This window comes from Klebsiella sp. LTGPAF-6F, assembly GCF_001753185.1.
In the GTDB taxonomy this organism is placed as follows: domain Bacteria; phylum Pseudomonadota; class Gammaproteobacteria; order Enterobacterales; family Enterobacteriaceae; genus Klebsiella; species Klebsiella michiganensis.
In genome coordinates, this window is record NZ_CP017450.1 from 2,162,246 (window position 1) to 2,181,280 (window position 19,035).

Sequence of the window (19,035 nt, forward strand, 5' to 3'; positions counted from 1 at the left end):
CTTTACTCCTTACGCGCTCAGCAGCTGCTTCATGTCTTCTTCAACGGTGGTCACGGAACGCAGACCGAATTTCTCGTTGAGAACGGCCAGCAGGTCCGGCGTGAAGAAGCCCGGCGCCGTCGGGCCGGTGACGATATTTTTCACGCCCAGCGACAGCAGGGTCAGCAGAATAACAATCGCTTTCTGTTCAAACCAGGAGAGCACCAGAGACAGCGGCAGGTCGTTCACGCCACAGCTCAGTTTCTCAGCCAGGGTGACCGCCAGGATGATGGCAGAGTAAGCGTCGTTACACTGACCGGCATCGACCAGACGCGGCAGACCTTCGATATCGCCGAATTCGAGTTTGTTGAAACGGTATTTACCGCAGGCCAGGGTCAGGATCAGGCAGTCGTCCGGTACGCTGGTGGCGAAATCGGTGAAGTAGTTACGTTCGCCGCGCGCCCCGTCGCAGCCGCCCACCAGGAAGATATGGCGCAGTTTTTCACGGCTCACCAGGTCGATTAGCGTATCAGCCGCGCCCAGCAGGGTCTGACGACCGAAGCCAACGGTGATCAGGTGCGGGATCTCGCTGTACGGGAAGCCCGCCATCTGCTGCGCCTGGGCGATAACCGGGGCGAAATCTTCGCCTTCCAGATGATTGACGCCTGGCCAGCCGACGATGCTGCGGGTCCAGATACGGTCGTCATAGGCGCCGACGGTTGGGTCGATGATGCAGTTAGAGGTCATCACAATCGGGCCAGGGAAGCGGGCAAACTCAACCTGCTGGTTTTGCCAGCCGCTGCCGTAGTTACCAATCAGATGCTTGAATTTACGCAGTTCCGGGTAACCGTGCGCTGGCAGCATTTCACCGTGGGTGTAGACGTTAACCCCGGTACCTTCGGTTTGCTCCAGCAGGTTGTACAGATCTTTCAGGTCATGGCCGGAAATCAGAATGCATTTGCCTTCGGTCGCTTTGACGTTGACCTGAGTCGGGGTGGGGTGACCATATTTGGTGGTCTCGCCAGCGTCCAGAATGCTCATCACTTTGAAGTTCATCTGGCCGATTTCCATCGAGCACTCCAGCAGCGCGTTCATATCGGCAGGCCAGGTACCGAGCCACGCCATGATTTTATGGTACTGGGCGTAGATGTTGTTGTCGTACTGACCCAGAACGTGCGCGTGCTCCATATAAGCCGCAGCGCCTTTCAGGCCGTACAGGCACAGCAGGCGCAGGCCGAGAATGTTCTCGCCGATGGCCGCTTTGTCTTTGTTCGGGGTGAATTCCGCCGCCTGGCGCTGCAGGTCGCCCAGATCGTCGCTCGCCAGCTGCAGATCGGCCATCGGGTTGTTAACCGTCGCGTGGGCATCAATGTTCAGGCACTGGGCTTTCAGCGCTTCACGCAGGGTGATGGCCTCGCGCGCATAGCCAACGATACGCGGGGAATCGAAGTTAACGTTGGTCAGCGTGGAGAAAAAAGCGCGCGGCGTAAAGCTGTCGATGTCGTGGTCGATGATGCCGTATTCACGGGCTTTAAGCGCCCAGGCGGAGAGCCCCTGCAGAGAGGCAATCAGCAGATCCTGCAGATCGGACGTTTCGGCCGTTTTTCCGCACATACCCTGCGCGTAAGAGCAGCCGTTCCCTGCCGGGGTACGGATGGTTTGTTCACATTGCACACAAAACATGGTCACACCTTTTTAAAGTTATATTTAATATACATGTTTAAGGTTATGCCCGAGCGCGAGAAGATAAAAGGTATTTCTGATACAACTTACGGGGAGATTGATTTAGCGCAAAATTGGCGGCAGAAGACTACCGCCAGAGAGGTATTAAGCGGAGAAGAAAGCCATCAATATGGGCACCAGCAGACTGAGAATGAAGCCATGAACGATGGCCGCCGGCACAATCTCCACCCCGCCAGAGCGTTGCAGTACCGGCAGCGTAAAGTCCATTGATGTCGCGCCGCAAAGGCCCAGCGCGGTGGAACGGCTGCGGCGCACCAGTCCGGGGATAAGCATTATCGCCAGCAGCTCGCGGGCAAGATCGTTAAAGAAGGCCGCGCTGCCAATTACCGGGCCATAGGATTCGGTCAGCAGAATCCCGGAGAGCGAATACCAGCCAAACCCGGAAGCCATGGCCAGCCCGGTTTTTAGCGGCAGGTCGAGAATAAAGGCGTTGATGATACCGCCCAGCAGTGAACTGACCATGACCACTACCGCGACAATCATTCCGCGGCGATTCAGTACGATCTGCCGCAGCGTCATGCCATTATTGCGCAGTTGAATACCGATGAGGAACAAAAGGAAGATCAGGGTATATTCGCTGGCCTCGGTGGCGTGTTGTAAAAAGGATATACCGCTCAGACCAATCATAAAACCAATAAATACCACGCCGCATAGCTGAAGGGATTCCAGAGCCATTGCCAGACGGGAGGGTAATTTTTCCTGACGATGATGATTTTGCCAGGGCATTTTTTGCTCGAGCCACATCAGGGCGGCAATATTGCATAGCAGAATAATAACGACGCTGACCGCCGCATAATGAAGGATCGCCAGGAGGTTGCTGGCCAGATTATCCAGGAAGGCCAGGCTAATGCCCATAAAAAAGAGAATAACGTAGACAATCCAGCTCAGAAGTCGCGCGATGAGTTTAAGGGCTGATGGCCGATGAAGAGGAATAAGATAGCCTATAACCAACGGCAGCAGAATGATTAAAAGTCCCGAAAACATGAACGACCTGGTCCTTGCAGAATGAAAACAGCGCCCCTGACACTACCCAAATCGCCGGACTGAGTAAAGTGGTGGAAAAAAAGAAAGGCCCGGCAGCACCGGGCCTCAAGAAAAGTGGAGGAAGTTTAGCTGCGTTTTTCCAGCAGGGTGCGGTAGAGCACGCCGCCGAGAATGCCGCCGATAATCGGCATCACCCAGAATAGCCACAGCTGCTGCAGCGCCCAGCCGCCCTGGAATATCGCTACCGCGGTACTGCGCGCCGGGTTTACCGACGTGTTGGTGACCGGAATGCTGATCAGGTGGATAAGCGTTAGCGCCAGGCCAATAGCGACAGGAGCGAAGCCGGCCGGTGCGTTTTTATCCGTGGCGCCGTGAATGACCAGCAGGAAGCCGCAGGTCAGGACGATCTCAATCACAATAGCGGAGAGCATGGAGAAACCGCCGGGAGAATGTTCGCCATAGCCGTTCGATGCGAATCCGCTAGCGGCGGCGTCAAAGCCCGCTTTACCGCTGGCGACAACGTACAGAATAGCGGCGGCGATAATACCGCCGACAACCTGGGCGATAATATAACCAATCACGTCCCTGGCCGGGAAACGACCGCCGGCCCATAAACCTAAAGTTACCGCCGGGTTAAAGTGCCCGCCGGAAATATGACCGACGGCATACGCCATGGTTAATACGGTTAAACCGAAAGCCAGCGCGACGCCGGCAAAACCAATTCCCAGCTCAGGGAATGCCGCAGCCAGAACGGCGCTGCCGCAACCACCAAATACCAGCCAGAATGTACCAAAGCATTCTGCTGCTAATTTTCTAAACATAACCACCTCAATAAAAACGTAAACGCGCACGAGTTTTCGTGCCGGCCTTTATTTTCGCCACAAAGAATGACGACCAGAATAAAGCGACGCTATTCTATGGACGATCGCCACCTTGGGACCAGTTAAATAAATTGATGTAATTTGATTTAGAACAATGCGCGGGGATTCCTTTTCATGTCGGTTTTTTTAAAAGTGTAGAACAAAAACGGTTAAAAAAACGACTTTCAATGATGAAGGCGTTTCTCAATTAAGTGATGTACGGCTCATCACATTCCCCCCTGCGGCCATGAGCGATTCGCAGACGCCCGGAGTGTCATGTTGATGCTCACCTCGCTATACTGCTGATAACTGAAGGAGATAGTCGCCACTGAGCGGAGGGCATATGCATCTTGAGCGCGTAGAAATAGTCGGTTTTCGCGGCATTAACCGATTATCGTTGATGCTGGAACAAAATAACGTGCTGATTGGCGAAAATGCCTGGGGTAAATCCAGCCTGCTGGATGCCCTGACGCTGCTCCTGTCGCCGGAGTTCGACCTCTATCATTTTGTTCGGGAAGATTTTTGGTTTCCGCCCGGCGATATTCAGGGGCGCGAGCATCATCTGCATATCATCCTGACCTTCCGTGAAAATGAACCCGGGCGCCATCGGGTTCGACGCTATCGTCCTCTCAGCAGCTGCTGGGTTCCCTGCGACGATGGCTATCAGCGCGTTTTCTATCGCCTGGAGGGGGAGCTTGCCGATGACGACAGCGTGATGACCCTGCGCAGCTTTATTGATGGTGAAGGGAAAGCGCTGGAGCTTGACGATATTGATGAGCTCGCCCGTCACCTGGTTCGGCTGATGCCGGTTCTGCGGCTACGCGACGCCCGCTTTATGCGGCGGATCCACAACGGCACCGTTCCGCACTCGCCGCAGATCGAAATTACCGCTCGCCAGCTTGATTTCCTCTCTCGCGAACTGGTACATCATCCGCAAAATTTAACCGATGGGCAGATCCGCCAGGGACTGTCGGCTATGGTGCAATTGCTGGAGCACTATTTTGCCGAGCAGAGCAGCGCGCAGTCGCGCCATCGTCTGATGCGCCGTCATTCACATGATGAACAGCGCAGCTGGCGCTACCTGGATATTATCAACAGGATGATCGACAAGCCCGGCGGGCGCAGCCATCGGGTGATTTTATTGGGGCTGTTTTCGACTCTGCTGCAGGCGAAAGGCACGGTAAGACTCGATCGCGATGCGCGGCCGCTCTTGTTGATTGAGGACCCGGAAACCCGGCTGCATCCTATTATGCTGTCGGTGGCCTGGCATTTGCTCAATTTACTGCCGCTGCAGCGGGTGACGACAACGAACTCCGGCGAACTGCTGTCATTAACGCCCGTCGAGCACGTCTGTCGGCTGGTGCGTGAATCTTCACGAGTGTCGGCCTGGCGGCTGGGGCCCGGCGGGATGAATGCGGAAGACAGCCGGCGCATCGCGTTTCATATTCGCTTTAACCGCGCTTCATCGCTGTTTGCCCGCTGCTGGCTGCTGGTGGAGGGGGAGACGGAAACCTGGGTTATCAACGAGCTGGCCCGCCAGTGCGGCCATCACTTTGACGCGGAAGGGGTGAAGGTCATTGAGTTTGCCCAGTCGGGTTTGAAGCCGCTGATTAAATTCGCCCGGCGAATGGGTATTGAGTGGCATGTGCTGGTGGATGGCGATGAAGCCGGGAAGAAATACGCCGCCACCGTTCGCAGTTTGTTGAATGACGATAAAATGCTGGAGCGAGACCATCTCACCGCGCTACCGGCGATGGATATGGAGCATTTTATGTACCGTCAGGGCTTCGACGATGTTTATCACCGGGTCGCGCAGCTGCCGATGAATATACCCATGAATATGCGGCGGGTGATCACCAAAGCGATTCATCGTTCGTCAAAACCGGACCTGGCGATTGAAGTGGCGATGGAGGCCGGACGGCGCGGGGTTGACGCCATTCCTGCGCTGTTGAAAAAAATGTTCTCTCGCGTACTATGGCTGGCGCGCGGACGCGCAGATTAGCGCAGACCGCTGTTTCTCTCTTTCTGCCGGGCGATCCATCCCGGCAGGTCTTCATCTGCACACCCTCAACTTCAGTTAAACAAAAATGAAGCGCATCTAAAAATGCGCGTTATTCTATTGCCGCATTTAGATAGAATTGTCGCGGGTTCTGCGGGTTAAAACATCAGGAATTGTTATGAAATTAAATGGAAAGCGCAGGAAAGTTTGGTGGCTGCTGGCGATTGTCGTGCTGGCCCTCGCCGTCTGGGGATGGCGAATTCTGAATGCGCCGCTGCCGCAGTATCAGACGCTGGTGGTGCGTAAAGGCGACCTTCAACAGAGCGTGCTGGCGACCGGTAAGCTCGATGCGTTGAAAAAAGTGGACGTCGGGGCGCAGGTGAGCGGGCAGCTAAAAACGCTGCGCGTCGAGATTGGCGACAAAGTGAAAAAAGACCAGCTGCTGGGGGTTATCGACCCGGAGCAGGCGGAAAACCAGATAAAGGAAGTCGAAGCGACGTTGATGGAGCTACGGGCGCAGCTGAACCAGGCGCGCGCGGAACGTAAACTGTCTGCGGCGACGCTGGCTCGTCAGCAGCAGCTGGCGCAACGGCAGCTGGTCTCTCGCCAGGACCTCGATACCGCCGCGACCGACTTAGCGGTCAAAGAGGCGCAAATCGGCACGATTGAAGCCCAGGTCAAACGCAATCAGGCGACCCTGGATACGGCCAAAACCAACCTCGACTACACCAAAATTCTGGCGCCGATGTCCGGAGAAGTGACGCAAATCACCACCCTGCAGGGGCAGACGGTGATTGCTGCCCAGCAGGCGCCGAATATTTTGACCCTGGCCGATCTCAGCACCATGCTGGTGAAGGCGCAGGTCTCGGAAGCGGACGTCATTCATCTTAAGCCGGGGCAAAAGGCCTGGTTTACCGTACTGGGCGATCCGCTGACGCGCTATGAAGGAACGCTGAAGGATATTCTCCCGACGCCCGAAAAGGTCAATGACGCTATTTTCTACTACGCCCGTTTTGAAGTGCCGAACCCGCAGGGCATCCTGCGCCTGGAGATGACCGCCCAGGTGCATATTCAGCTCTCAGAAGTGAAAAATGTTATCACCATCCCGCTGAGCGCGCTGGGTGAGGCCATCGGCGATAACCGCTATCACGTGCGTCTGCTGCGTACCGGTGAAGTTAAAGAGCGTGAAATCGTTATCGGCGCGCGTAACGACACCGATGTGGCGGTGGTGAAAGGGCTGGACGAGGGGGATGAAGTCATTATCGGCGAAGGTGCGGCCGGAGCGGCGAAATGACGGCGTTACTGGAACTGCGTGATATTCGCCGCAGCTACCCCTCCGGCGATGGCAACGTTGAGGTGCTGAAAGGCATTACGTTGAACATTGCCGCCGGTGAGATGGTGGCAATCGTCGGCGCGTCCGGCTCCGGGAAATCCACGTTGATGAATATTCTCGGCTGTCTGGACAAACCGACCGGCGGTACCTACCGGGTCGCGGGAACGGACGTGGCTCGCCTCAACGGCGACGAGCTGGCGCGCCTGCGGCGGGAACATTTCGGTTTTATTTTCCAGCGCTATCACCTGTTATCGCATCTCACCGCGGCGCAGAACGTGGAAGTCCCTGCGGTTTATGCCGGCGCCGAGCGCAAAGCGCGCCTGGCCCGGGCCCATGAGCTGCTGGTTCGGCTGGGGCTGGGCGACAGAGCTGAATATCAGCCTTCGCAGCTCTCCGGCGGCCAGCAGCAGCGGGTGAGTATCGCCCGCGCGCTGATGAACGGCGGGGAAGTGATTCTGGCGGATGAGCCAACCGGTGCGCTGGACAGCCGCTCCGGCGAAGAGGTCATGGGGATACTTCACCAGCTAAAAGCGCAGGGGCATACGGTGATTATCGTCACCCATGATCCGCAGGTGGCGGCCCAGGCGGAGCGGGTGATTGAGATACACGACGGTGAAATCGTGCGTAATCCGCCCGCTCTGAGTCCGGCGCAAGGCGGCGTACTGCGCCAGCGCACGGCGGCCGAACCGTCGGCGTGGCGTCAGTTCAGCAGCGGCTTTCGCGAAGCGCTGATCATGGCCTGGCGCGCGATGGCGGCGAATAAAATGCGTACGCTGCTGACGATGCTCGGGATTATTATCGGCATCGCATCTGTGGTGTCGATTGTGGTGGTGGGCGATGCCGCGAAGCAGATGGTGCTGGCCGATATCCGCGCCATCGGCACCAATACCATTGATGTATATCCCGGCAAGGATTTCGGCGATGACGATCCCCGCTATCAGCAATCGCTCAAGTACGATGACCTGTTAGCTATTCAGAAACAGCCGTGGGTGAGCTCGGCGACCCCGGCGGTATCAAAAAGCCTGCGCCTGCGGGCGGATAACATCGACGTTGCCGCCAGCGCCGAGGGCGTGGGGGCGCAGTACTTTAACGTCTACGGCATGACCTTTAGCGAAGGCAATACCTTTAACGAGCTTCAGCTAAATAGCCGCGCGCAGGTGGTGGTGCTCGACAGCAACGCGCGCCGACAGCTATTTCCGCACAAAGCGCGGGTCGTCGGCGAAGTGATTCTGGTCGGCAATATGCCCGCGACGGTGATCGGCGTGGCGGATGAAAAACAGTCAATGTTCGGCAGCAGCAAAATTCTGCGCGTCTGGTTGCCCTATACCACGATGGCTGGCCGGGTGATGGGGCAATCGTGGCTGAATTCCATCACCGTGCGCGTCAATGAAGGCTACGACAGCGCGGTTGCCGAGCAGCAGCTGTTGCGTCTACTGGAACTGCGTCACGGTAAGAAAGATGTTTTCACCTGGAATATGGACAGCATCTTGAAAACGGCAGAACGGACCACACATACATTACAGCTGTTTCTGACGCTGGTGGCGGTGATTGCGCTGGTGGTCGGCGGGATTGGCGTGATGAATATTATGCTGGTCTCAGTCACCGAACGCACGCGGGAGATCGGTATCCGTATGGCGGTCGGGGCGCGGGCCAGCGATGTCTTACAGCAGTTTTTGATCGAGGCGGTGCTGGTTTGCCTGGTCGGCGGGGCGCTGGGCGTCACGCTTTCGCTGCTGATTGCCTTTGTATTACAGCTGTTTTTACCCGGCTGGGAGATCGGTTTTTCACCGTTGGCGCTATTGACCGCGTTTTTATGCTCCACGCTGACCGGGGTGCTGTTTGGCTGGCTACCGGCGCGCAATGCGGCTCGTCTGGACCCCGTCGACGCCCTGGCGCGCGAGTAGCGATAAAAAAATGCCAGTCAGAAGGACTGGCATTTTGCTGGCGGGATGTACACAATGAAGCAAAGAGTTATGCGGCTGTTTCTGTTTCTTCAGCTTCAACAGGGACAATCACGCTGGCGTGGTTACCTTTTGGCCCCTGGTGAACATCAAACCGAACCGCTTGTCCGGCTTTTAGCGTTCTGTAACCATCCATCTGGATGGTCGAGTAATGGGCGAAAATGTCTTCGCCGCCGCCCTCAGGGCAGATAAAACCGAACCCTTTGGCATTGTTGAACCACTTAACAGTACCCATTTCCATACTTCGACATCCTTCGTAAATCTTATAAGTAAGATGGAATGAACCGGTAGTGGAGTGACGAGTTGTTCATTTGCTCGCCAACTCTCGCCACTACAATTTAGAGAAATCAGGAAATGCGTCAAGCGATTGACGCCAGGGGACGGTGAAAAATGCGTCAAAATTTGAAGCAGTTAACGCTATTGCCGGGGAATGTGACAGACGTCGCGGATGGAAGTAATAGATGATAATTATCTATGATCTATTGTAGATTTGTGATGTGCATAGCCTCTGGTCATCGACAGGCCACCGCCTGTTGGCAACAGCAACCGATGATGAACACTGACGATGAGTAAGAGAGACTGGTTGGACTTCGATCAGCTAATTGAGGACGAAGTTAAAGATGCGCTTAAACCGCCATCTATGTATAAAGTGATATTAGTCAATGATGACTACACTCCAATGGAGTTTGTTATTGACGTGTTACAAAAATTCTTTTCTTATGATGTTGAACGTGCAACGCAACTGATGCTGACGGTTCACTATCAAGGTAAAGCGATTTGCGGGGTGTTTACCGCTGAAGTCGCAGAAACCAAAGTATCGATGGTGAACCAGTATGCGAGGGAGAACGAACATCCGTTGTTGTGTACGCTAGAAAAAGCCTGAATGCAGGCAATAAACTTGGGGGAGGTGCCTATGCTCAATCAAGAACTGGAACTCAGTTTAAACATGGCTTTCGCCAGAGCGCGCGAGCACCGTCATGAGTTCATGACCGTCGAGCACTTGTTGCTGGCGCTGCTTAGCAACCCTTCGGCCCGCGAAGCGCTTGAAGCGTGTTCAGTGGACTTGGTCGCGCTGCGTCAGGAGCTTGAAGCCTTCATCGAACAGACCACACCCGTACTGCCTGCAACGGAAGAAGAGCGCGACACTCAGCCGACGCTGAGCTTCCAGCGCGTGCTGCAACGTGCTGTTTTCCACGTCCAGTCTTCCGGCCGCAGCGAAGTGACCGGCGCCAACGTTCTGGTCGCGATTTTTAGCGAACAGGAATCTCAGGCGGCATACCTGCTGCGTAAACATGAAGTCAGCCGACTTGATGTGGTGAATTTCATCTCTCACGGTACGCGTAAAGACGAGCCGAGCCAGTCTTCCGATAACAGCGGAAGTCAGCCTGGCAGCAGCGAAGAGCAAGCAGGCGGGGAGGATCGTATGGAAAACTTCACCACCAACCTCAACCAGCTTGCCCGCGTAGGCGGTATCGATCCGCTGATCGGCCGCGAGAAAGAGCTGGAACGTGCTATTCAGGTTCTGTGCCGCCGCCGCAAGAACAACCCGCTGCTGGTGGGGGAATCCGGCGTTGGTAAAACCGCTATTGCTGAAGGTCTTGCCTGGCGTATCGTGCAGGGCGACGTGCCGGAAGTGATGGCTGATTGCACTATCTATTCACTGGATATTGGCTCGCTGCTGGCAGGTACTAAATACCGCGGCGACTTTGAAAAACGCTTTAAAGCGCTGCTTAAGCAGCTGGAGCAGGACACCAACAGTATTCTGTTCATCGATGAGATCCACACCATTATCGGTGCGGGGGCGGCTTCCGGCGGGCAGGTCGATGCCGCTAACCTGATTAAACCGCTGCTTTCCAGCGGTAAGATTCGGGTCATTGGCTCGACGACCTATCAGGAGTTCAGCAACATCTTTGAAAAAGATCGTGCCCTGGCGCGGCGTTTCCAGAAAATTGATATCACCGAACCTTCCGTGGAAGAGACGGTGCAGATTATTAACGGCCTGAAGCCGAAGTATGAAGCGCACCACGACGTTCGTTACACCGCGAAAGCGGTACGTGCGGCGGTAGAGCTGGCGGTGAAGTACATTAACGATCGTCATCTGCCGGATAAGGCGATTGACGTGATTGATGAAGCCGGAGCGCGTGCGCGCTTGATGCCGGTGAGCAAACGTAAGAAAACGGTTAACGTGGCGGATATTGAGTCCGTGGTGGCGCGGATTGCGCGTATACCTGAGAAGAGCGTTTCCCGCAGCGATCGCGATACGCTGAAAAACCTCGGCGATCGCCTGAAAATGCTGGTCTTCGGCCAGGATAAGGCGATTGAGGCCTTAACCGAAGCGATCAAGATGGCGCGCGCCGGGCTTGGCCATGAGCACAAACCCGTCGGCTCTTTCCTGTTCGCCGGGCCTACCGGGGTCGGTAAAACCGAGGTTACCGTACAGCTGGCGAAGTCGCTGGGCATTGAGCTGCTGCGTTTTGATATGTCCGAATATATGGAACGTCATACCGTCAGCCGCTTAATCGGTGCGCCTCCGGGCTACGTCGGTTTCGATCAGGGCGGGCTGCTGACCGATGCGGTTATTAAGCATCCGCACGCGGTGCTGCTGCTGGATGAAATTGAAAAAGCGCATCCGGACGTCTTTAACCTGCTGCTGCAGGTGATGGATAACGGGACGCTGACCGACAACAACGGCCGCAAAGCCGATTTCCGCAACGTGGTGCTGGTGATGACCACCAACGCCGGGGTGCGCGAAACCGAGCGTAAATCCATTGGCCTCATCCATCAGGACAACAGTCCGGATGCGATGGATGAGATCAAAAAGATCTTTACGCCGGAGTTCCGTAACCGTCTCGACAACATTATCTGGTTCGATCATCTGTCTACGACGGTTATCCATCAGGTGGTGGATAAATTTATCGTCGAGCTGCAGGTTCAGCTGGATCAGAAAGGCGTCTCTTTGGAAGTCAGCCAGGAAGCCCGCGATTGGCTGGCCGAGAAAGGCTACGACCGGGCCATGGGCGCGCGTCCAATGGCGCGGGTGATTCAGGACAACCTGAAAAAGCCGCTGGCCAACGAGCTGCTCTTTGGCTCACTGGTTGACGGCGGTCAGGTGACCGTTGAACTGGATAAAGAGAAAAATGTGCTGACCTACGACTTCCAGAGTGCGCAGAAGCACAAACCGGAAGCGGCGCATTAAGTTTCGGTACTCAGTGACAAAACCGGCCTCAGGGCCGGTTTTTTTATCTGCGCGCTTTAAGTTGTAAATGACGCAGAAATGAAAAGACCGGGAATTATCCCGGCCTTCAGCATCTGGCGCGCTAAGCGCGAAAACGATCAGCGACTACGGAAGACAATGCGGCCTTTGCTCAGGTCGTACGGGGTCAGCTCAACAGTCACTTTGTCGCCCGTCAGAATGCGGATGTAGTTTTTACGCATTTTACCGGAAATATGCGCAGTTACCACGTGACCGTTTTCCAGTTCTACGCGGAACATAGTGTTAGGCAGCGTATCAAGTACGGTGCCCTGCATTTCAATATTGTCTTCTTTGGCCATCTAGTCCTCTGGGGTATCACTACCGTAGTTTTGAACCGGCAAGATAATGCCGAAGTTCAGCAAGTATGTAAAGTTTTACGTCAAATCGCCGAAGTAGTTTTGGCGCATTACCCGTAATTCACGCGGATAAACCGGGTGACAGGCGCAAACGTAAAGGGGGAGTGACAGAACAATGGGTGTTATCTGACTCTTATTATTCCCAAACGGCGGCGGGGCAACGGGCAGAAGCTACTCTACCGCGCAATTATAACATCCCAACAAAAAATGTGCTGAAAACATTTATGCTTCTCCTGCAAATAGCATCCTTGGTACCCAGAATCGCTCCGGCAGACGATACGTCCGCAGCACGGAAAGATAGTCGAGGTAATCGCGGCGGGGAATTTCCACTGCGCCCAGCGACGCCGTATGCTTATTCAGCACCTGACAATCGATTAATTTTCCGCCATCCTGCGAAAATCTCTGGCTAAAGACCAGCAGCGCGGTTTTAGAGGCGTTTTCGGCACGGCTGAACATCGACTCTCCGCAAAACAGCGCGCCCTGCGCGACGCCGTACATCCCGCCGACTAATTTCTTTCCCTGCCATACTTCAACAGAATGAGCATGTCCCAGCTCATGCAGCTGGTGGTACGCCTGAACGATCCCCGGCGTTATCCATGTTCCCTCATCGCGGTGGTCGGCGCAGCCCTCGATAACCTGACCAAAGGCGTGATTCAGCGTGACGCGATAAGGCGAGCGCTGATGGAAACGCTTCATACTGCGGCTGAGATGAAATTTCTCTGGCCACAGTACCGCTCGCGGATCGGGGGACCACCACAAAATAGGGTCGCCGGGCGAAAACCACGGAAAAATACCGCGCTGATAGGCCATCAGTAAACGCGCCGGGCTAAGATCGCCGCCCAGCGCTAACAGGCCATTAGGTTCGCGTAAAGCGCCTTCCGGGGAGGGGAAGGCGATGGAATGATGAGAGAGCTGAACCAGCCGCATTTTTACCTCAACGCATCAGGCAATGATTCAATAGTAGCCTACATGCGCTGCTTAAACTGGTAGTAACGCCCCTGTTCAGCCAGCAGTTCTGCGTGACTACCTTGCTCAATAATCTTCCCGTTGTCCATGACTATTATCTGATTAAAACGCGCCAGTCCGCGCAGACGATGGGTTACCATTAACACGGTTTTTTCACGCATCACTTCCGCCAGTAAATCAAGGATTTGACTTTCGGTCGTCGCATCGAGGCCTTCAGTGGGTTCATCAAGCAGCATGACCGGCGCATCGTGAAGCAGGGCGCGGGCGATAGCCAGCCTGCGCAGCTCGCCGCCGGAAAGCTGACGACCGCCTTCACCCAGCCAGCTGTTCAGACCGCTATCTTCCAGTAATTTCGCTAAGCCGACGCGTTCAAGCGTTTGGGCAAGTCGGGCATCGCTGGCTCCGGGAGAAGCCAGCAGCAGGTTGTCGCGCAGCGTAGCGCTGAACAGATGTACGCGCTGCGGCACGACGCTCATCGCCCGGCGCAGCGTCGCCTCATTAAACTGCCCCAGCGGCTGATTGTTGAGTAAGATTTCCCCTTCAGCCGGATCCCATGCACGGGTCAGCAGCTGCAGCAGGGTCGATTTACCGCAGCCTGTTCGTCCGAGGATGGCGATATGCTCTCCGGCCTCGATCTGCAATGACACTTTCTCCAGCGCGGGGGAGGGCTGCTGCGGATAGCTGAAGGTGACCTGATGTAAGCGTAACGAGACGTTCTCCAGCGTCTGGCCTTCGCCATGAGTGAAAGTCACTTCCGGCTCTTGCTCGGTAATTTGCGTGATGCGCTTTGCGGAGGCGATCACCTGCCCCAGATGCTGAAATGCGCCGGTTACCGGCGCCAGCGCTTCAAACGCCGCCAGCGCGCAGAAGACAAACAGCGCAATCAGCGCCCCTGGCTGAGTATCGCCGCCAACGCCCGCGGAGGCGAGCCACAGCATAGCGATAACCGCAATTCCGCCAATCAGCAGCATCAGCGCCTGAGAGAGCGCGGTCAGCTCAGCCTGGCGACGCTGCGCATCCAGCCAGCGCGCTTCCGTTTTTTCCATTTGCTGCCGGTAGCGGTCGCTGGCGTTGAATAGCATGAGTTCCGCCTGTCCCTGGAGCCATGAGGTCAGATGCTGGCGATATTGCCCGCGAAGCCGGGTTATGCTTTCACCTGCGGGTTTACCTGCGCGATAGAACAGCGGCGGCATCACCAGCAGGGTGAGCAGCATAATACCACCGAGGGTCAGGGCCAGAGTGACGTCCAGCACGCTCAACCCTACGGTGACGACCAGGATCACCACCAGCGCGCCTACCAGCGGTGATATGACGCGCAAATAGAGATGATCCAGGGTATCGACATCTGCAACCACCCGGTTAAGCAGCTCGCCCTGACGAAAACGCGCCAGCCCGGCGGGGGAGAGCGGCAGCAGCTTACTGAAGGTAAAGACCCGCAGGTGCTGCAGAACGCGGAAGGTGGCGTCATGGCTGACCAGACGCTCAAAGTAGCGGCCAGCGGTGCGAATAATCGCCGCGCCGCGCACGCCTGCGGCTGGCAGCATATAGTTAAAGCTGTAGATGCCCGCCACGCCAACGACGGCTGATGCCGACAGGAACCAGCCGGATAGCGTTAATAAGCCAATGCTGGCCAGCAGCGTCACGATCGCCAGCACGATACCGAGCAGCAACAGCCATTTGTGTCGTTTGTACAGCGCCAGGTAAGGCCATAATGCGCGCATTTAAATCTCCTCCTGACGATGAGCGAGTAGGGTCGCGAAGGGGCCGCCAGCGGCCGCCAGCTGCGAATAGCTGCCTTGCTCAACAATTCGACCATCCTGCATAACCCAGATCGCATCCCAGCTCGCCAGTCCTTCCAGCTGATGGGTAACCATTAGCGTGGTTTGCTGCGTTGATGCATTGGTCAGCGCCTGCATCACGCGCTGTTCGCTATGCGCGTCAAGGCTGGCGGCAGGCTCATCAAGCAGCAGCAGACGACAGGGCACCAGCAGCGCTCGTGCGACGGCGACGCGCTGAGCCTGCCCGACCGACAGCCGGCCGGCCTGATCGCCAACAGGCGTATTAATACCCTGCGGCAGAAGAGAGACGAACTCGCTAACCCAGGCTTTATCCAGCGCAAGCTGCAGCTGCGCTTCGGTGGCTTCAGGGCGGGAGAGCAGGACGTTTTCGCGCAGCGTCGCCGCGGGCAGCTGCGGATTTTGCCCGACCCAGCTCAGGAGACGACGCCAGCGGTCGGCATCCAGACTCTTTAACTCGACGCCATTGACCTTGAGCGAGCCGTCATAGGGAAGAAAACCCGTTAACGTATTCAGTAGCGAGCTTTTGCCCGAGCCGCTTTGCCCAACCAGCACCACGCGTTCACCGGCGCGCAGGGAAAAATTCAGCGGCCCGGCCAGCACTTTCCCTTCGGGAGACTTAATCAGCAGGTCGCGAGCTTCAAGGCTTACCGTTTCATCATCTTTTAATGCCTTTTCCCCACGCTCTGCCTGCGCCAGCGGCGCTTCCATAAAGGTCTTCAGGCTATCGGCGGCGCCAATCGCCTGCGCTTTCGCATGATAAAAGGTGCCTAAATCGCGCAGTGGCTGGAAAAACTCAGGAGCCAGAATCAGGGCGAGGAAACCGGACATCAACGTCACCCCGGCGCCGTAATGGCCAAAGTTGAGCTCTCCCAGATAGGAAAAACCAAAGTAAACGGCGACCAGCGCAATCGACAGCGAGGTGAAAAACTCCAGGACACCGGAGGAGAGAAACGCCAGGCGCAGCACTTCCATTGTTCGCTGGCGGAAATCCTGCGAGGCCTCGCGTATGTTGTCCGTCTCCGCTTCGCCGCGATGAAAAATACGCAGCGTTTCCATACCGCGCAGGCGATCGAGAAAATGGCCGCTTAAACGCGCCAGAGCGAGAAAGTTGCGCCGGTTGGCATCAGCCGCGCCCATTCCCACCAGCGCCATAAACAGCGGAATAAGCGGTGCGGTACCCAGCAGAATTAGCGCCGCGGCCCAGTTGATGGGGAAAATCGTAATAACAATCAGCAACGGTACAGAGGCGGCCAGCGTCATCTGCGGCAAATAGCGAGCATAGTAGTCATGCATATCGTCGATCTGCTCAAGGATCAGCGTGGCCCAGCTACCCGCAGGTTTGCCCTGTATCCACGCCGGTCCCGCCTGCTGTAAGCGATCCAGAACCTGACGGCGGATCTCAAGGCGGATATGTTGACCGGCCTGAAAACCCACTCTTTCACGCAGCCAGACCACCCAGGCGCGCAGCACAAAGACCAGCACCAGTAGCGTAAAGGGCAGCAGCAGCGCCGTCGCGGGGATATTTTCCATAATCATGCGATGGAGGATCCTCGCCAGGAACCAGGCCTGGGCGACGATCAACAGGCCGCTAACGACGCCCAATACGCGGGAAATCATCAACCAGCGACGGGAGATAATGCTTTGATCTTTTAACCAACGGGTTAACTCTTGTTGACGGGTTTTATTCATTGCGCGCTTAGCAGGTGTAGTTATGAGTTTTTTGGGCACGGCAATGTTACAACGAGGCAAAAATAAAGGCGACTTTTCGTCGCCTTCTTTACCTTTGTTACTGACTTGTAAAGATTATTTGCAAGCGTCGGCTAAACCATCCAGATAGCGCTCCGCGTCCAGCGCTGCCATGCAGCCGGTACCCGCAGAAGTAATCGCCTGACGGTAGATATGATCCATCACGTCGCCGGCGGCGAAGACGCCCGGGATGCTGGTCTGGGTGGCGTTGCCGTGGATGCCGGACTGGACTTTAATGTAGCCGTTTTCCAGCTCCAGCTGACCGGCGAAAATTGCCGTGTTCGGGCTGTGGCCGATAGCCACGAACAGCCCCGCAACCTCCAGGGATTCAACGTTATCCGCATTCTGGGTATCGCGCAGACGCAAGCCGCTTACGCCCATCTGGTCGCCGGTCACTTCTTCCAGCGTACGGTGGGTGTGCAGCACGATATTGCCGCTCTCCACTTTGTCCATCAGGCGTTTGATAAGGATTTTTTCCGCGCGGAAGCCGTCACGACGGTGGATCAAATGCACTTCGGAAGCGATGTTAGACAGGTACAGCGCCTCTTCGACGGCCGTATTGCCGCCGCCGATGACGGCAACCTTCTGGTTACGATAGAAGAAACCGTCGCAGGTCGCACAGGCAGACACGCCGCGGCCCTTAAACGCTTCTTCCGAGGGAAGACCCAGATAGCGTGCTGAAGCGCCGGTGGCAATAATCAGGGCATCGCAGGTGTATTCGCCGCTGTCGCCGACCAGACGGAACGGACGGTTTTGCAGGTCGACGCTGTTGATATGATCGAAAATAATTTCGGTTTCAAATTTGGTGGCATGTTCATGCATGCGCTCCATCAGCAGCGGTCCGGTCAGATCGTTAGGATCGCCTGGCCAGTTTTCCACTTCCGTGGTGGTGGTCAGCTGACCGCCTTTTTCCATTCCGGTAATCAGTACCGGCTGCAGATTTGCGCGCGCTGCGTAGACCGCAGCGGTGTATCCCGCAGGTCCAGAACCAAGAATAAGCAGTTTACTGTGTTTGGCCGTGCCCATGAGATCCTCATAATTTATTGGCATACATGAGCTGGATTGTAGGGAATTTGTGGACGTAAAAAAAGAGCGCGGCGGTTTTGTTAACGATATGTGCAATAGAAGCTGCCGATTAATCGGCGATTTAACGAACGAAGAATATAACTAATTCTACTGTTAGCGAGACAATTATAAGAGGAAAACATGAGAATCAACCGGGGAGGATTATGAATATCTGGCATCTTGTACTAAAAATCGATGTTTTGCTTTGACAATCCCCTGTGCTTTTGCGAAAACATTCATGGAAGAAGAAAAGCAGTGTTTCGCGTGTGGCGAATTTTCATGCACGCAAATGCCATTTTTATCCGGGTTAGCGAAATCTACGCATGGTGTGGACAGACGCCATGCGTGATGTCGGTGGCTGCCGTCAGGCAACGGGCTTCTCACGTACCCCTGGGTTACCCAACGTCGTACGGGTGATAACAGGATGGACTCTGGCAGTGAAGGCTCAGAGTCGGAACAGGAGTAGGGAAGGAATACAGAGAGACAATAATAATGGTAGATAGCAAGAAGCGCCCTGGCAAAGATCTCGACCGCATTGATCGTAATATATTGAATGAATTGCAAAAAGACGGGCGTATTTCCAACGTCGAGCTTTCTAAACGGGTGGGACTTTCTCCGACGCCTTGCCTTGAGCGCGTGCGTCGACTGGAAAGACAGGGTTTTATTCAGGGCTATACAGCGCTGCTCAACCCGCACTATCTGGATGCATCACTTCTGGTATTTGTTGAGATTACTCTGAATCGTGGCGCGCCGGATGTGTTTGAGCAATTTAACTCCGCTGTGCAAAAACTTGAAGAAATTCAAGAGTGTCATCTGGTTTCCGGGGATTTTGACTACCTGTTGAAAACCCGCGTACCGGATATGTCAGCGTATCGTAAATTACTGGGCGAGACCTTGCTGCGCCTGCCGGGCGTAAATGACACCCGTACCTATGTGGTAATGGAAGAAGTCAAGCAGAGTAATCGTCTGGTAATCAAGACGCGCTAACACG

The 19,035-nt window shown here is 55.6% G+C and carries 15 protein-coding genes; 6 read left to right on the forward strand and 9 right to left on the reverse strand.

Going from position 1 to position 19,035, the window contains the following annotated elements; translation table 11 throughout:
* Window positions 1–9: 9 nt before the first annotated feature.
* The 3 genes from hcp to aqpZ all read right to left on the reverse strand — a co-directional run bounded on the left by hcp (window position 10) and on the right by aqpZ (window position 3,527).
* Entirely contained in the window at window positions 10–1,662 is a 1,653-nt protein-coding gene (gene hcp / locus BJF97_RS10155) for a hydroxylamine reductase (protein ID WP_014228615.1), read from the reverse strand.
* A gap of 144 nt (window positions 1,663–1,806) precedes the next feature.
* Window positions 1,807–2,706, reverse strand: a complete 900-nt coding sequence (locus BJF97_RS10160) for a lysine exporter LysO family protein (protein ID WP_014837946.1) — start codon at window positions 2,704–2,706, stop codon at window positions 1,807–1,809.
* Between the two features lie 125 nt (window positions 2,707–2,831).
* The gene (aqpZ, locus tag BJF97_RS10165; protein WP_014228617.1) at window positions 2,832–3,527 is read right to left on the reverse strand and encodes an aquaporin Z; all 696 of its coding nucleotides are present in this window, start codon (window positions 3,525–3,527) and stop codon (window positions 2,832–2,834) included.
* 382 nt (window positions 3,528–3,909) lie between these two features.
* On the opposite strand from aqpZ, the gene BJF97_RS10170 reads away from it, so the two are divergent.
* The 3 genes from BJF97_RS10170 (at window position 3,910) to macB (ending at window position 8,802) form a co-directional block, all read left to right on the forward strand.
* Window positions 3,910–5,568: an ATP-dependent endonuclease gene (locus BJF97_RS10170; protein WP_014228618.1), complete on the forward strand. Its 1,659-nt coding sequence runs from the start codon at window positions 3,910–3,912 to the stop codon at window positions 5,566–5,568.
* A 175-nt stretch (window positions 5,569–5,743) separates the two neighbouring features.
* A complete protein-coding gene (gene macA / locus BJF97_RS10175) occupies window positions 5,744–6,859 on the forward strand; it encodes a macrolide transporter subunit MacA (protein WP_014228619.1) in 1,116 nt (371 codons plus the stop codon).
* Complete coding sequence (gene macB, locus BJF97_RS10180; protein WP_025108294.1) at window positions 6,856–8,802, forward strand: macrolide ABC transporter ATP-binding protein/permease MacB; 1,947 nt, start codon at window positions 6,856–6,858, stop codon at window positions 8,800–8,802. The genes macA and macB overlap by 4 nt, the downstream gene beginning before the upstream one ends.
* Window positions 8,803–8,869: 67 nt before the next feature.
* Here the strand turns inward: macB and cspD are convergent, their stop codons facing one another.
* On the reverse strand, window positions 8,870–9,100 hold the full coding sequence (gene cspD / locus BJF97_RS10185; RefSeq protein ID WP_004100627.1) for a cold shock-like protein CspD: 231 nt from the start codon (window positions 9,098–9,100) through the stop codon (window positions 8,870–8,872).
* A 324-nt stretch (window positions 9,101–9,424) separates the two neighbouring features.
* Between cspD and clpS the strand changes: the two genes are divergently transcribed.
* Together clpS and clpA are read left to right on the forward strand one after the other, a co-directional pair.
* Window positions 9,425–9,742 carry an ATP-dependent Clp protease adapter ClpS gene (clpS, locus tag BJF97_RS10190; protein ID WP_004100628.1) on the forward strand — a complete coding sequence of 106 codons (318 nt, stop codon included), beginning with the start codon at window positions 9,425–9,427 and terminating at the stop codon, window positions 9,740–9,742.
* Between the two features lie 30 nt (window positions 9,743–9,772).
* Entirely contained in the window at window positions 9,773–12,055 is a 2,283-nt protein-coding gene (clpA, locus tag BJF97_RS10195) for an ATP-dependent Clp protease ATP-binding subunit ClpA (RefSeq protein ID WP_032694254.1), read from the forward strand.
* A gap of 137 nt (window positions 12,056–12,192) precedes the next feature.
* Here clpA and infA read toward each other — a convergent pair whose 3' ends face one another.
* The 5 genes from infA to trxB form a co-directional block, all read right to left on the reverse strand.
* On the reverse strand, window positions 12,193–12,411 hold the full coding sequence (gene infA, locus BJF97_RS10200) for a translation initiation factor IF-1 (protein WP_002211347.1): 219 nt from the start codon (window positions 12,409–12,411) through the stop codon (window positions 12,193–12,195).
* 279 nt (window positions 12,412–12,690) lie between these two features.
* Window positions 12,691–13,395, reverse strand: coding sequence for a leucyl/phenylalanyl-tRNA--protein transferase (aat, locus tag BJF97_RS10205; RefSeq protein ID WP_032694253.1), 705 nt, complete (start codon window positions 13,393–13,395; stop codon window positions 12,691–12,693).
* A 38-nt stretch (window positions 13,396–13,433) separates the two neighbouring features.
* The gene (gene cydC / locus BJF97_RS10210; protein WP_070082899.1) at window positions 13,434–15,155 is read right to left on the reverse strand and encodes a heme ABC transporter ATP-binding protein/permease CydC; all 1,722 of its coding nucleotides are present in this window, start codon (window positions 15,153–15,155) and stop codon (window positions 13,434–13,436) included.
* Window positions 15,156–16,922 (reverse strand): heme ABC transporter permease/ATP-binding protein CydD, encoded by a 1,767-nt coding sequence (gene cydD, locus BJF97_RS10215; protein ID WP_032694251.1) that lies wholly within the window; start codon window positions 16,920–16,922, stop codon window positions 15,156–15,158.
* Window positions 16,923–17,036: 114 nt separating this feature from the next.
* Entirely contained in the window at window positions 17,037–18,005 is a 969-nt protein-coding gene (trxB, locus tag BJF97_RS10220; protein ID WP_004849433.1) for a thioredoxin-disulfide reductase, read from the reverse strand.
* Between the two features lie 531 nt (window positions 18,006–18,536).
* On the opposite strand from trxB, the gene lrp reads away from it, so the two are divergent.
* Complete coding sequence (lrp, locus tag BJF97_RS10225; protein WP_002439523.1) at window positions 18,537–19,031, forward strand: leucine-responsive transcriptional regulator Lrp; 495 nt, start codon at window positions 18,537–18,539, stop codon at window positions 19,029–19,031.
* The last annotated feature ends 4 nt before the right edge of the window (window positions 19,032–19,035 follow it).

Bases quoted from the DNA above. Each gene is read 5' to 3' on its own strand.
- trxB (WP_004849433.1), bottom strand. From the start codon at position 18,005: ATGGGCACGGCCAAACACAGTAAACTGCTTATTCTTGGTTCTGGACCT.
- hcp (WP_014228615.1), bottom strand. From the start codon at position 1,662: ATGTTTTGTGTGCAATGTGAACAAACCATCCGTACCCCGGCAGGGAAC.
- clpS (WP_004100628.1), top strand. From the start codon at position 9,425: ATGAGTAAGAGAGACTGGTTGGACTTCGATCAGCTAATTGAGGACGAA.
- macA (WP_014228619.1), top strand. From the start codon at position 5,744: ATGAAATTAAATGGAAAGCGCAGGAAAGTTTGGTGGCTGCTGGCGATT.
- BJF97_RS10160 (WP_014837946.1), bottom strand. From the start codon at position 2,706: ATGTTTTCGGGACTTTTAATCATTCTGCTGCCGTTGGTTATAGGCTAT.
- BJF97_RS10170 (WP_014228618.1), top strand. From the start codon at position 3,910: ATGCATCTTGAGCGCGTAGAAATAGTCGGTTTTCGCGGCATTAACCGA.
- cydC (WP_070082899.1), bottom strand. From the start codon at position 15,155: ATGCGCGCATTATGGCCTTACCTGGCGCTGTACAAACGACACAAATGG.
- cydD (WP_032694251.1), bottom strand. From the start codon at position 16,922: ATGAATAAAACCCGTCAACAAGAGTTAACCCGTTGGTTAAAAGATCAA.
- aat (WP_032694253.1), bottom strand. From the start codon at position 13,395: ATGCGGCTGGTTCAGCTCTCTCATCATTCCATCGCCTTCCCCTCCCCG.
- lrp (WP_002439523.1), top strand. From the start codon at position 18,537: ATGGTAGATAGCAAGAAGCGCCCTGGCAAAGATCTCGACCGCATTGAT.
- cspD (WP_004100627.1), bottom strand. From the start codon at position 9,100: ATGGAAATGGGTACTGTTAAGTGGTTCAACAATGCCAAAGGGTTCGGT.
- aqpZ (WP_014228617.1), bottom strand. From the start codon at position 3,527: ATGTTTAGAAAATTAGCAGCAGAATGCTTTGGTACATTCTGGCTGGTA.
- infA (WP_002211347.1), bottom strand. From the start codon at position 12,411: ATGGCCAAAGAAGACAATATTGAAATGCAGGGCACCGTACTTGATACG.
- clpA (WP_032694254.1), top strand. From the start codon at position 9,773: ATGCTCAATCAAGAACTGGAACTCAGTTTAAACATGGCTTTCGCCAGA.
- macB (WP_025108294.1), top strand. From the start codon at position 6,856: ATGACGGCGTTACTGGAACTGCGTGATATTCGCCGCAGCTACCCCTCC.